The 13,166-nt window shown below is 47.9% G+C and carries 12 protein-coding genes; 4 read left to right on the forward strand and 8 right to left on the reverse strand.

Annotated elements, in window-relative coordinates; genetic code table 11:
* Positions 1-40: 40 nt before the first annotated feature.
* Genes OLMES_RS19785 through OLMES_RS19795 form a run of 3 tightly spaced genes read right to left on the reverse strand, consistent with a single transcriptional unit; the run spans position 41 to position 5,017 of the window.
* Entirely contained in the window at positions 41-2,623 is a 2,583-nt protein-coding gene (locus OLMES_RS19785) for an ATP-binding protein (protein WP_087462851.1), read from the reverse strand.
* Positions 2,620-3,165, reverse strand: a complete 546-nt coding sequence (locus tag OLMES_RS19790) for a YfiR family protein (RefSeq protein ID WP_087462852.1) — start codon at positions 3,163-3,165, stop codon at positions 2,620-2,622. Before OLMES_RS19790 ends, OLMES_RS19785 begins: the two co-directional genes overlap by 4 nt.
* Before the next feature lies 1 nt (position 3,166).
* Positions 3,167-5,017 carry a TonB-dependent receptor plug domain-containing protein gene (locus OLMES_RS19795; protein ID WP_198343050.1) on the reverse strand — a complete coding sequence of 617 codons (1,851 nt, stop codon included), beginning with the start codon at positions 5,015-5,017 and terminating at the stop codon, positions 3,167-3,169.
* Positions 5,018-5,311: 294 nt separating this feature from the next.
* On the opposite strand from OLMES_RS19795, the gene OLMES_RS28905 reads away from it, so the two are divergent.
* A complete protein-coding gene (locus OLMES_RS28905; RefSeq protein ID WP_269767726.1) occupies positions 5,312-5,443 on the forward strand; it encodes a hypothetical protein in 132 nt (43 codons plus the stop codon).
* 23 nt (positions 5,444-5,466) lie between these two features.
* On the opposite strand, the gene OLMES_RS19800 is transcribed toward OLMES_RS28905, so the two are convergent.
* The gene (locus tag OLMES_RS19800) at positions 5,467-6,366 is read right to left on the reverse strand and encodes a LysR family transcriptional regulator (protein ID WP_087462854.1); all 900 of its coding nucleotides are present in this window, start codon (positions 6,364-6,366) and stop codon (positions 5,467-5,469) included.
* Positions 6,367-6,521: 155 nt separating this feature from the next.
* Between OLMES_RS19800 and OLMES_RS19805 the strand changes: the two genes are divergently transcribed.
* Positions 6,522-7,559 carry a medium chain dehydrogenase/reductase family protein gene (locus tag OLMES_RS19805; protein ID WP_087462855.1) on the forward strand — a complete coding sequence of 346 codons (1,038 nt, stop codon included), beginning with the start codon at positions 6,522-6,524 and terminating at the stop codon, positions 7,557-7,559.
* Positions 7,560-7,697: 138 nt separating this feature from the next.
* Here the strand turns inward: OLMES_RS19805 and OLMES_RS19810 are convergent, their stop codons facing one another.
* Positions 7,698-8,255, reverse strand: coding sequence for an HNH endonuclease (locus OLMES_RS19810; protein ID WP_087462856.1), 558 nt, complete (start codon positions 8,253-8,255; stop codon positions 7,698-7,700).
* 333 nt (positions 8,256-8,588) lie between these two features.
* On the reverse strand, positions 8,589-8,783 hold the full coding sequence (locus tag OLMES_RS28085; protein WP_157678410.1) for a hypothetical protein: 195 nt from the start codon (positions 8,781-8,783) through the stop codon (positions 8,589-8,591).
* Positions 8,784-9,151: 368 nt separating this feature from the next.
* Between OLMES_RS28085 and OLMES_RS19830 the strand changes: the two genes are divergently transcribed.
* Entirely contained in the window at positions 9,152-10,120 is a 969-nt protein-coding gene (locus OLMES_RS19830; protein WP_087462859.1) for a 5'-nucleotidase, read from the forward strand.
* A gap of 2 nt (positions 10,121-10,122) precedes the next feature.
* Here the strand turns inward: OLMES_RS19830 and OLMES_RS19835 are convergent, their stop codons facing one another.
* On the reverse strand, positions 10,123-10,824 hold the full coding sequence (locus OLMES_RS19835) for a hypothetical protein (RefSeq protein ID WP_087462860.1): 702 nt from the start codon (positions 10,822-10,824) through the stop codon (positions 10,123-10,125).
* Between the two features lie 622 nt (positions 10,825-11,446).
* A complete protein-coding gene (locus OLMES_RS19840; protein ID WP_157678411.1) occupies positions 11,447-12,250 on the reverse strand; it encodes a substrate-binding periplasmic protein in 804 nt (267 codons plus the stop codon).
* A 203-nt stretch (positions 12,251-12,453) separates the two neighbouring features.
* Between OLMES_RS19840 and OLMES_RS19845 the strand changes: the two genes are divergently transcribed.
* A complete protein-coding gene (locus OLMES_RS19845; RefSeq protein WP_087462862.1) occupies positions 12,454-13,089 on the forward strand; it encodes a PEP-CTERM sorting domain-containing protein in 636 nt (211 codons plus the stop codon).
* Positions 13,090-13,166: the final 77 nt, after the last annotated feature.

Raw genomic sequence — 13,166 nt, forward strand, 5'->3', positions numbered from 1 at the left:
CTTTTGGACTACGGGAGAATTCTTCAATGACCATACGGCATTAATGCGGCAAGGACATTGATGCCTCCTGTAAAGCCTTTCGGGCTTTCTCAAAATCAAAGTCGTTGATATTTTTAACGACTTTATTCACCTGTGTTTCATTCACACCAGCCGCTGAGAGCAATTTGGCAGTTTGCTCGACCAGTTCAGCATCAAACTGGGACAATCCTAGTTTTTGATCCAATTCTTGAACATGCTCTCGAACCAGAGAAACATCAACCTCTAAAGCAAGAGAGATCTGAGGCGGTGGATGCACCTCAAGTAATGCGTCGCAGGCATGAATGCATCGTTGAACAGCTTTGTTGGCGACTGTGAATCCGGTCTTATAATCCGTATCCTCGGCCTTGAGTTCGATATTAAAGTGGTGCAGAGCCTGGTAACAGTCCTCCAAAGCCAAATTGCCGGCCACGCCCTTGAGTGCATGTAAAATTTTCCGGACCTCATTCAGGTCTTCATTCTCCAACGCTCGTTTGACGGCACTCATATCCGGCCCCAAACGGTCAATAAAGCTTTGCAGGCTGCGCAGGAAAACTTCTTTTTTCCGCCAGTTTGACTGTGCTTTACGAACATTGAATGGTGCGACTTCAATATCACTGAACCAGGCTTTCTCAGGGGATTTATCAGCACCCGGTGGCTCAATTGCTGCGGATTTACCGGACATCAACGCTGACATTTCCTTGAAAAGTTCATCAATGACAACGGGTTTACCCACGAAACCATTCATGCCAGCGGCGCGGCAGGCCATCCTGTTTTCTTCCATGACACTGGCGGTAAGTGCCAAAATCGGCACTTTCTGTCCTCGGGTCTGTTTGCGGAGTTCCCGCGCAGCTGTCAAGCCATCCATGACCGGCATCTGTACATCCATGAGCACCATATCAAACTCAGCCCCGGCAAATTTTTCCAGTGCCTGCTGACCATTCCAGACATGGGTCACCTGATGACCCACTTCCTCCAATCGAATCCGGATCAGTTCTGCATTTTCCGCCACATCCTCTGCCAACAAAATCCGCAACCCCTGAACCGGGCTACTGGCAATGCGTTTAGCAACTGAAGCCTCCGGTTGTTGATCTGTTTCAACCAAAGGAATTTCACAATGGAATGTACTGCCCACGCCCAATTCGCTCTCGACCCAGATTTCACCATCCATCAAACCGACCAGTTGCTTGGAAATTGTCGTCCCCAGACCTGATCCACCGTGGGTTCGACTTATCGATGTGTCCGCTTGGGCAAAATTGGCGAAAATAACCCCGAGCTTGTCTTTGGGGATACCGATCCCGGTATCGCGAATCGCAAAATGCACATGATTGTCCGCCGCCGGTTTAACGGTAATCACAACCGCGCCACTCTCTGTAAACTTGATCGCATTGCCTACCAGATTTACCAATATCTGGTTCAATCGAAGCGGGTCACCAAGATAGTTTTCGGACAACCCATCGGAAATTTTCAAGGAGAGCAGCAAGCCCTTCTCCCGTGCATTGACTTCGAAGGTTTTCACCACATCACCCAATAGTGACTGCAAACGGAATGGAATATGCTCCAGAACGAGTTTTCCCTGTTCCATTTTCGCGACATCGAGGATATCGTTGAGGAGCCGATGGAGTAATTTGGCCGAGCGACGCACTGTGTCAAGGTGACTACGCTGTTGATCGGTCACATCCATATCAAGCAACACATCTACAAATCCGATAATGGCATTCATTGGTGTGCGAATTTCATGGCTCATATTAGCCAGAAACCGACTTTTAGCCTCACTCGCGGCTTCAGCCCTGTTGCGCATATTGATCAGATCTTTTTCGACCTTTTCACGTTCTACTATTTCGTTCTGCAAACGACGGTTAAACGACAATATATGCTTCTGTTGCGAGAGCTCGTTGATCATGCTGTTTAAGCTGTCCACCAGCATACCCACCTCATCCCCACTGCGTTTACTGATTCGCAGACTGAAATCCTTATTACGGGAAACCTTCAAGGCCCAGTCAGAAAGATCTTTCAGAGGGTGGGTAACATTAACCTTGAGCCACCATGACAGCGCCAATGTAACAAGCAACAGGAACACAAACAGCACAATAAACAACTTGATCAGACCAAACTGAATATCATTCCATTCATTTAGATTGGTTTTAACAATGAGTGAGCCCAGAACTTGTTCACCCACGGCAATGGGTGCAGTCGCAACGTAGTAATTCACATCCGGCCATTGCAACTGACTGGCCTGAACGGCTTCAAGGGTGGGCAGATTCTGATCGGTGGGATAGACCGCAAACAATTTACCGTTTTGATAAATGGCCGCTTGTTCAATATGAGGGTTTTCATTCAGGGCCCCAAGCACTTTCGTGGCCGATTTGGGATCATTGAATGCGAGCGCCGCACGGCTATTGTCCGCCAAGACGTTCGCGAGTATTTGCAAGTCTTGTCTTGCCTTGTGATGGAAGTTATCGTGCACCAGCCAACTGACTGAGATAACGGTAACCACCAGCATTAACAACGCCAGACCAAACAGGCTGAACTGTAGACGATAACGGATCGAAATCCGCTTCCACCAGACACAATCCACTTCCTGAGATTGTTCTTCGATTCCCGTCATTTTATTACGACCCCCAACTCAATGAGCTGAGCTGCAACTTTAAAATCTGTCGTATTAATCAACTTACCATTAATACGAAATCGAATTTGGTCATCCTGAATGAAAAATTCGATCAAACCACCAGAGCCAACAAACGAGGATGACTCCCCCATCGTCAATGTGCCAGAAGCATCAATGGCAGATAGAACCGTTTCAACTACAGAGTGTTCAGAGTCAACAACGTATAATACTTTGCACGGACTCAGGTCTGTTGCATCAGAATAATGTCCTAACCGGGAAACCTTGACCCTGCCCTGGGCCAGCTCAGCCCCATCTATTTCATCCAGTGCCGCCCCGAAACGATCCTCCCCAAGGATACACACATTGAGCTGCCCGGCATCGGCCCCATGGCGTGGCGGAAACTCAACAAACTGGAGCATGTTGAAGATATAGGACGCTTTTATCTGATAGGTCACGTCGGCGGCGTACCCCAGACTCGACGAACCAAATAAAACAGCAGCCAGGAACCCGGTCAGACGGACTAAGCGAGAGCAAAATATCATATTAAAAACTCCAGGAGGTCATTAACATCACCTCCTGTTCCACCTGGCTTTCCGGAGAACTCCACTCACGATGCTTGGCATCTCCCAAATGCCGCCCAACCAACTGGAGCCTTCCGGCGGGATGCAATTGCCAGGACAAGGCCAAATCAAATACCACGTAATGATCGGTCTGCTCCGCCGCCAGCTCGTCAAAGAATCGAATATAACTGTTTAACTGCCATTGAGGGCTAAGATCCAAAAAAGAAATCAGTTGTGCCATATGACGAGGTGAGCGTCCTTCAATATTTGCCTCGGTACTTGTATCCAGACTACCGGCCGCAGTCTCCATCAGCAAGCGCGTGTAAGTATAATTTAATCTAAGCAACCAATTGTTTAGAAGCTGAACTTGAGAACTCAATTCCAAGCCCAGATTTCGACCACTGATATTGTTCGCCAACATGGGTATTTCGACGGAGAGCAGATGCTCATATTCACCGTAATACAGACTCAGATCGGTCTGCCATTGGGTATGGTGCTGATATCGCATCCCGATTTCGTAGAAGTCCGATTCCTCTGAAACCGCAGTCTGATTACCCGTTAAAAACGGCGATACGATATCGTGCTCCAAACGACTGGGCACCCGAATCGCTCTTGACCAGGCCCCCCAAACCATAAAGTCACCCCAGATTTTCGCCAGACGAATGCTCGGCTGCCACTCATCCCCGGTATAGTTGTTGTGTTCAAATTTACTACCCAAAATCAAATGAAGCGTATTACCCTGAAAGGCTGTGTCGTTCTGAAGAAACACATTGATAATTTCATCACTTCGCTTTTGCGGTGCAACTGAAAAAAGATCAGACCCGGTAACGTCGTCCGTTAAATAACGATAGCCCGCACCGATCACGAATTCGTTACGCCCCCATTGCTGTTGCAGTTGGTACTCCAGATTCCAGATATCCCGACGATCTGACAATGACGTTTCCAGCGTTGTATGGTCAAAGTAAAAAAGCAGTTTGTGATTCTGCCTTGGGTTGGCTTTCAACTTCCAGTTCAACAACAGGTTATGACCTCTGCCATCCCGCCCCTCACGGGTCGCAGATACAAATCCCCCCCCCAGCTCACTGTGGTATACGTCCCCCTGTACCGTCAAGTTGCCCCAAAACTGGTCAACAATATCCCAACGAAACCCACCCATCGCCAATTGCCCCTTATCCGAATCATTTTCTGCTGCAGGGCTTTCCTCACGATCGGTAAATTTGCCATACACTCTGACAAATTGATGATCCGTAACAGCTTGTTCATGGCGTAATTGTACAATGCCCTTTTCGACTCGACCCGCCCCCACTTTGATATGGGAGCCCTCGGCATCCCGTGCGGATCGCGTGATGATATTGATCACACCGTTTACCGCGTTTGCCCCCCAAAGGGTGCCACCCGGCCCTCGAACCACCTCGATACGTTCGACATCATCCATTAAAACATCTTTTTCTTCCCACAATACCCCGGAATACAGCGGACTATAAACACTTCGACCATCAATCATGACCAACAGCTTATTGGCTGAATTGGAATTAAAACCGCGAATACTGATCGCCCATTGCGTTGCCGATATACGGGCGACTTCGACTCCGGGAACATAGCGCAGAACTTCAGGGAGATGGTTGGCACCGGAACGGATAATATCGTCACGAGTCAGCACATATACCGCGGCCGGCGCTTCTGACAACGGTTCTGACTTTTTCGACAGGGAGGTGATTTTGAGATTCATCAACTCTTGCAGCGACGTCCCCTTAACATCAATGAGCAATTTTTTTTGCGCAAATGTCAGCGGTGCAAAGAGCGTAACAAGAAGAATCGAGACAAACCATTTCATGGGCACTGTCCGTAGCACAGGTGTAGCACTGAGTATAGTCAATGACGGATTTCTGTCTAAGAAAAGCACAACTATCCCAATCATGATAATCAGGTGAGAAACCAAGACACCAAGAAACCACCAACCGAAACAGATCGCCGGGTATTTCTTGACCCAGTTCACTGATTTGCCGTTATGACGCCTCGCGGTGAGGTAAAACCAATTCCGTTGCCGCTATAAATAATAACCATACAATGTAACAAGCCGGCAAATAGTGCAACGAAATCAATAGGAAAAGCGAAAAGGAGCGGTGCAATGAACACTCGAAACCACCGACAAATCAGAGCAATGAAACGCTACGCACGGGCTTTACACTTGCAATTTGAAGAAGCCGCCATGCGCTGGTGTGAAATCGGGCTGGCGGCACGTTGGGCCGAGCAGAATTGAATAATTGCTTCGTGATCGACAAGTTATTCAACCGGTAAGAACTGTTCACGAAACCAGAGGTGGGGAGCACTCGCTTTGACCCGCTCATGCCAGAACAGGCCGAATGGCGGAAATTCAAGATCGAACGGGAGATTCGCTACAGTCAAAGGATAAAGAGGTTGTAACCGCTCAACCATACTTTCATTAACAATCATAACCAGATCGGTCTGGCTGACAATCGCAACCGCAGCCATGAAAAAGGGCGTTTCGACCGCAATCTCCCGTGTTAAGCCGAGCACATTTAAACGCAAGTCAACCGGGTTAGTCCCACCTCCGGTGAGTTGCGGCACAACATGACGCAATGCGACGTAGTGTTCGAGCGATAATGAACCGGACAGCGCCGGATGACCACGCCGTCCAATACAGACATAACGGGAAGAGCGCTGAATGACTTTGCGGTAGATCCCCGCAGGGGCGCTGTCCACCACACCGAAGGCAAAATCCACTTCCCCACTTTGCAAGCCAGAAAATGTAGAGGTCGACCAGGGAACGTAAACAATCTTGGTATGAGGTGCCTCAGTCTGAATTCTGTTCAACCAACTCGGAGCATAGAGTTGCACTAGAAAATCGGAAGCGGCAACCCGAAAGCTCATGTCTCGCTGTCTTGGATCGAAATCGTCCCCCATTACCAGTTGATCGACTTGATCCACAATTGATTGCAACGACGTCACCATGGCTTCTGCGCGGGGCGTCAATATCATTTGATTGCCCTTGCGTACCAACAAGGGGTCATCCAGTAATTCCCGGAGGCGACTGAGATTCTTACTCATTCCAGATTGAGTGATGTCAAGCCGTTCCGCCGCGAGACTAACCTGTTGTTCAGTTAAAAGAGCATGTAATGACAACAATAAATTCAGATCGAACTTTTTCAAAATCGAATACATGACTAGAACTCATATCCTTTATGAATGATATGGAATCGCAAGCATAGCAAGACCCCGCCATAATTCGCAAAACACGAACCTGATAGGTATCAATCAAGGTTGACATAAACTTTTGTTTATTTCCCAGCCAATACCATCATATTTTGGAGAAAGACATGGAAAATCAACTCGCTAAAATAATACGCCCCGGCGGGGTGGAGCAAATCCGATTGGTAAACGAGCCACTTCGACCTCCTGCAGAAAACGAAATTACTATCAAAATCGAGGCCAGTGGCGTGGCGTTTGCGGATGTATTAATGCGGGAAGGACTGTATCCCGGAGTGCCCCGAAAAATGCTGACACCCGGCTACGATTTAGTAGGACGCGTTGAACGCAAAGGTAAATCTGTGGAGGATTTCAACGTAGGAGACAGGGTAATCGCGCTGTCCCAAACCGATGGCAATGCGCATTTCATCAATACTGCTACCACCCTTGTATGCCCCTGTCCGGAATCAATACCTGCACCGGTCGCCGTTGCTTTAATTCTAAACTATGTTACCGCCTATCAGATGTTACATCGTCTTGCCCGGATCAAACCCAATGAAACGGTATTGATTCACGGCCTGGCCGGAGGGGTTGGTAGTGCCTTGATGCAACTTGCACTGCATGCAGATGCGCAAGTCTATGGCACGCTGTCCCAACGGAAATGGGATAGTCTGGATTGCATGCTGACAGGAAACGAGCGATTGACTAAAATCGACTATCAATCAGAACCCTTCGAAGCCGCTATTAAACGTCATTGCGCGGATGGCGTGGATGTTGTATTCGATGCCGTTGGCGGCCAACACTTGAAGCGTTCATACCAAACCCTTATTCCATTCGGTCGGGTGATATCCTACGGATTTTCTACAGCAATTCACAACGGGAGACGAAATTGGCTTAAGGCAGGAAACGGAATACTCAAGGGTCTGTTCTCGGCTGTCGACTTGATCGCCACAAGCAAAACGGTGTCAGGCTACGGAATCTGGGTTGCTGCACACGCTCACCCGGACTGGTTTCAGCAAGATATGCAGGCAGTACTGGATTTGTACGAAGCGGGGATAATTAATCCCCTGATTTCAAAAACACTCCCTCTCGCGGAAATTCAACAGGCTCACCGTCTTATGGAGTCTTCGCAAGTGCCTGGCAAAATCGTCTTGATGAATGAACATTGAGAATCCGTGAAGGCCGTCCATCACACCCAAGCTGAAAGCGCTCAATTCGACAAATACGTCGGGCGTACTTAATCGCGTCGCTAACCAGCTGAATGCTGGACGGAGAAAAAACAAGCCGGAGTAAACTGGAGGAGCGTGTTACGCCGTATTCAATAAACCTGCACGGATACCACTGCGCAGAAAATCCATTTGATCACCCAGAATACGACGATTGCTCAGAAACAGCACTTCATGCCGGCTGGGCACAAAAGGCACTGCCAGTAATTGCATTCCGGCTTCTTCCGGGGTGCGATCCGCTTTCTGGTTGTTGCAGCGTTTACAGCTGGTCACCACTTGTGTCCAGGTGTCCGCACCACCACGGGAAACAGGTATGATGTGATCCCGACTCAGATCCCGTGAGGCAAACCGAATACCGCAGTAAAGACAGGTATAGTTGTCCCGGAGAAACAAAAGTTGATTACTGAGCGCAGGCGTATCCTTGGCGGCTTTATCAACACCCTGAGTGGCAATAATCGCAGGAATACCCAGTTCCGAACGCTGCCCCTGATGATTAGTTCCGCCACGAAGCACGATACTCACATCGCCATGGAACCATAGCACCCGGTCGGCACAGATAAATAACGATGCCGCTTGTGGCGTTAACCAGGATACCGGAAACCCCGTTTTATCTACTCTTAATACTTGTGCGCAGTTCATTCTTTAATCCTACCTTGCACGTCCATGTTTATAAAGATACGCAAAACGCACCTTCTCTATAAGATTGGCAACCGGGATGAGACTTGAACTCATAACCGCAGCAGTCAAAGTGCTGCGCTCTACCCGTTGAGCTACCCGGCAACAAACTGATCAAATTTTTTACTCACCAGATTTTGTAATGTGCTTTTGAATCCGTCACACGACCTTTTAATCGTGCTGCTCGGAAAAAACACATAAAAAAACCCGGTGATCTCAGACCACCGGGTTCGAATCCTGCTATGATTCTGACCGGGGCCGCTAACCTTGCGTCTTTCCCCGGACGATAAACTCATCTCATCCGGATAGAAGACTGCCTTGCTGACTTACACGAGCCTGTTCAATCTCGAATTGCTTAGAAATGGGATAAAACGTACGTTTCCAATGCGGTATCAATGCAACATCACCTTGCCCAAGCACTGGCACAGAGAGCCCATACCCTTCGAGGGGAGCCAGCGGAAAACAGAACGATAAATCGTGTAATGAGTACATTTTCAAACCATCAGGTATCAAATAAATTTGTCGTGAACATAAGCACAGGGTATGCCAAAACTGAATATAACGAAAATAACGTGCGACATCGCTCCATTCACCATTATATACATACCCAAACTAAGAGCTAACGGGATAAGAAATTTCAAAACAACAGAAAAATACTTTATTTTAAAAGCCAATAAACTCTTAAATAAGAGCAATAACAAACTCAGTCACCTTAGGAAAATCAACAAACCTACCGGATACAAGAACCGGTAATCGTCTCGATCAAACGCTATACTTTGGAAACAAAGGCCGCCAAGGACTGAAGGACGTTTCGGTAAGGTACGGCCTAAAAACTGGAACCCGCAGGGAACATTTACACCATGCCTTATCCGATTGAAGAAAAATTTGTTATCGCCGTTGCGTCAAGTGCCTTGTTTGATTTATCTGAATCGGACAAAGTTTTTCGAGAACAAGGGCCATTGGCCTATCGGGACTATCAAGCTGCGCAACTGGATACACCGCTTGAGAAAGGCGTGGCCTTCCCCTTTGTAAGACGTTTTCTCAACATGAACCAACACTTCCCTGATGAACTGCCGGTAGAAGTCGTTTTACTTTCCCGAAACTCCGCCATCACCGGGAAGCGGGTGTTTCGCTCTATCCATCACCATGGCCTGGAAATCACCCGCGCCGCATTTCTGGAAGGACAATCCCCCTACTCTTACATCCCCGCATTTAACGCATCACTGTTTCTTTCGGCAAACGAACAAGACGTTTCCCAAGCAATTGATAACGGCTATCCTGCTGGAACGGTCCTGCCTTCGGTAGTAATGGATGATATCGTCGATGCAGAACTGAGAATTGCATTCGATTTTGATGGCGTAATCGCCGGAGACGATGCCGAAAAAGTCTATAAAGGCGGCTTGGCGGGATTCCATCAATTTGAAACCGCAAGAGCGGATATCCCACACAACCCGGGGCCGCTGGCCGACCTCTTTCAAAAACTTGCGGTTATTCAAAAACTGGAAGACCAAGCTGTTGAAAAATCGCCGGAATACCAACGCATCATTCGTACTGCCATCGTCACCGCACGCAGCGCCCCCGCCCACGAACGGGTCATCACCACCCTGGAACACTGGGGCGTCAGCGCCAACGAAGTGTTTTTCCTCGGCGGCATGAAAAAAGCCCGAATACTCGACATACTCAAACCGCACATATTCTTCGACGACCAGCAAACCCACCTCACCTCATCCGCCGGAAATATTCCCATGGTTCACGTTCCGTTTGGTGTGACAAACCAGATAACAAAGAAAGCAGAGTTATCTATCGCTGAGGAAACAGAAATAGAGTGAGATCACACCCCATCCGGAATACAGAGGTTGTGTACCGCGTTGTAGTTTCTTACAGAGCGCATCGCGCCAACGAGAGTTTGAAAACGGGAATTCTGCGCCGCCTGGCGGTCGGTGCTGGTGTACACTTCGAGTCCACCGTGACCGACTTTTCTGACGCGATATCCGCAGCTGTCCAGAAAAACCACCTCTCTGCCGGTTGCCGTTAATCGCTGCCCTCTGGAATCCCAGATATTCTTTTTCCATCGGGGTGACGCCAGGTTAAAGTCGTGCCGTCCATGGGCACCACCTAAAAGCCAGGCGTCATTATACAGAAAGTGATAACCGGCCTTACCATTGCGCCAAGCGCTATCCAGTGCATTATAGTAATGCATGATCATACCGCCTGTAGCTACATTGATATTGCCGTAACCGGTTTGACCATTGCGGACGCCGGGTGCTTCATCCCGGTGGGTAATCACCCCCAGGGCTTTATGGTCATCGATGGTGATTGCATTACCAAATTGATCCGGGGTTCTGCCATTTTCATCCACACAAGTGCGCCCCATGACCAAAATACCATATTGTTGATTACGCGCTTGAGAGTAAATATCCCATGCCCGTTCAATACTGGGTGGCCCCATCCAGTTTATAATGCGTGTGAATTCTTCATAGTAGTTTGCAATCGCGCGATAATCCGCCCAAAATTCTCGATAATTTGCGTACATAATTCCGTTCTCTCAATTTCGTTATAGTCTTAGATGCTGTTAATACTCGCCCTGAAGGGCATTGATTAATGAGATATACGGGGCAGGTGCAAAAAAGTTGCAGGTTTTGGAGAGTTTTTTAGCTTTTTGATTATGCAGATCACCTCAGGTATGGTTCGTACCATATTTCAGCTATTTTCCCGAGACAGGGTCAACCTGTGACAAGCAAGTTGATCCCTGTTCAACCCTATGATCGTTGGTAGCCTTTTAAAAATTGGGGACTTAGATTGAACGAGTCCAGTTCACACGAACAAGAACCTTCTTATGTTACATTAATTGCCGGATTTCTGATATTTTCCGGTGTTGGGCTTTTTTTCACCTGGCTGCTAACAACCGAACTTCAACACCTGATTAACTCGATTAACACTAAATCAACCTCTTTTGAGTTTGAGAAGATGTCCCTTCTTGGCTTTGGTGTAGTAATTTCTTCGGCCAGCTTTGCCACAATAGTTGGCAAACTCCCGACACCGAACAGAAATATGAGCGATCCAAGTTCCCGCAGTTCCCTAGCTTCACAGTCGCAGAGATCGTACTCTACAGAGGAGGTCAAAATCAGACCTCCAATCTGTCCACGACGGCTAATTTATTCGACTGCGCTCTCAACCTGATACAGAAGCCCCGCTCTAGCGTTCAATTCCGAGACGATTCCGCTGTCGATCAATTGCTTTAATTGTTGGTCAAACTTGAGCTTTAGTTTGTTCAGTTCCAGAACCTTGGCAAATGCAAAATAGCCTTTGGTATCGGAAATTGCGGGCAGGAGCATTTTTACTTTTTCGGTGTAGTTGGCTTTTCCGATTGTGACTCGGGCGTTGCGTTGATTGGTTGCACAGAGTTGGGCCCTGCCAACCAGCACGAATGTCAAACACTTCTCCAGTGTTTGCAGCTGAATTGGCTTGAGTTGCGCGATTTTGGCGTCGAATGCCGCGCCATAACTCCAGCCCAGAACCACCGCAATCGAATGAGCATCCAACGCATCAATCTTACCATTCCAGGTGATATCGGATTGACTACGTTGGTAGAAAACCATGTGATCCTGATAAAAGTGATACTGGCTGTAGTCTAGATATTGTTCCCGATCAGGAGTTTTGTAGGGACCAATTAGCACGTGGGCCATACCCTGTTTGACCATCTCTTGTGCACGTTTCCACGGATAGATCTGTATATCCGCCTGAATGTCGATACGGGTGGCGATATCTCGAATCAGATCGGCAGCAATGCCCTCAATTCGGCCATCCGCACTGCGTTCAAGTATGTAGGGAAACTGGCTACCAACAAAGTTCAATACGGGGGTCGTTTCAGCAGCCCAAACCGGCCCTAACAGCAGGAAAAGTCCGACAGCGAACAGGGTTTGCTTTACCAGTCTGCGAAAAACGCGAATCAGAGGCATAAAGTGACTACATCCAGTTAATCTTATTTTTACTATAGCTGACCCGAGGAATATCTCGACCAAACCGGAGAGCATTCACCAAAAGTGAAACATTAGATTTTACAGTTGTTAACGTGCCAGTAACGATGCAGACAGATACAATTTGGCCCTGTTGGGAATATTCCTTTTGAGTCTAGTTTCTGTCATTTTAATTTCGAGGTGTTATGAAAAAGTTACTGCTTGCGTGTGGTTTGGTTTCGGTTCTGGCATCACAAGCTCAGGCAACCCTGATTACCAATGGTGACTTTGAAAACCTTCAACTCAGCGGCAACAGCTGGGGTGTCTTTTCATCGATCCCGGGGTGGCAGACAACACTCGGTAGTGGTATCGAAGTACAACGTAACACGATTGTCCAAGCCCAATCCGGACAACAATATGTCGAATTGGATGCTTACAACAACAGCGCGATCACACAGGGTATTGATACGCTTTTGGGAGAAACCTATCTCCTGAGTTTTTACTACATGCCTCGCACTAACAATGGCAACAATGATAATGGTCTGGGTGTATTCTGGGATAATTTCGATAAGGACTACAGTAACTTCGACCCCAGCCATGAAGTATTCCAAATTGAGGATATCACCCATTTGCAACAGCCTAGCTGGACTCAATTCACCCTGGAGCTCACCGCAACCAGTGATTTCATGGCATTGTCCTTTGGCGGCCAGGGTGCGAACAACTCATTGGGTGCATTTATTGATAATGTCGAGTTGACCCATGTGGTTCCTGAACCCGGAACACTGGCACTAATCGGACTGGGTATCGCAGGTATCGGGCTTTCAATGCGGAAAAAAGCGTGAGCTTCTGATTCGATGCGGTTAAGCTAATTGCTCGGGGTGATCCGAATCGCTCTTTATTTTGACTATAAAATCACACA

The sequence above is a fragment of the Oleiphilus messinensis genome (assembly GCF_002162375.1).
Lineage (GTDB): Bacteria > Pseudomonadota > Gammaproteobacteria > Pseudomonadales > Oleiphilaceae > Oleiphilus > Oleiphilus messinensis.

Coding starts and splice junctions, on each gene's coding strand:
- OLMES_RS19785 (WP_087462851.1), bottom strand. CDS start 2,623: ATGACGGGAATCGAAGAACAATCTCAGGAAGTGGATTGTGTCTGGTGG.
- OLMES_RS19790 (WP_087462852.1), bottom strand. CDS start 3,165: ATGATATTTTGCTCTCGCTTAGTCCGTCTGACCGGGTTCCTGGCTGCT.
- OLMES_RS19795 (WP_198343050.1), bottom strand. CDS start 5,017: ATGAAATGGTTTGTCTCGATTCTTCTTGTTACGCTCTTTGCACCGCTG.
- OLMES_RS28905 (WP_269767726.1), top strand. CDS start 5,312: ATGAACACTCGAAACCACCGACAAATCAGAGCAATGAAACGCTACGCA.
- OLMES_RS19800 (WP_087462854.1), bottom strand. CDS start 6,366: ATGTATTCGATTTTGAAAAAGTTCGATCTGAATTTATTGTTGTCATTA.
- OLMES_RS19805 (WP_087462855.1), top strand. CDS start 6,522: ATGGAAAATCAACTCGCTAAAATAATACGCCCCGGCGGGGTGGAGCAA.
- OLMES_RS19810 (WP_087462856.1), bottom strand. CDS start 8,255: ATGAACTGCGCACAAGTATTAAGAGTAGATAAAACGGGGTTTCCGGTA.
- OLMES_RS28085 (WP_157678410.1), bottom strand. CDS start 8,783: ATGTACTCATTACACGATTTATCGTTCTGTTTTCCGCTGGCTCCCCTC.
- OLMES_RS19830 (WP_087462859.1), top strand. CDS start 9,152: ATGCCTTATCCGATTGAAGAAAAATTTGTTATCGCCGTTGCGTCAAGT.
- OLMES_RS19835 (WP_087462860.1), bottom strand. CDS start 10,824: ATGTACGCAAATTATCGAGAATTTTGGGCGGATTATCGCGCGATTGCA.
- OLMES_RS19840 (WP_157678411.1), bottom strand. CDS start 12,250: ATGCCTCTGATTCGCGTTTTTCGCAGACTGGTAAAGCAAACCCTGTTC.
- OLMES_RS19845 (WP_087462862.1), top strand. CDS start 12,454: ATGAAAAAGTTACTGCTTGCGTGTGGTTTGGTTTCGGTTCTGGCATCA.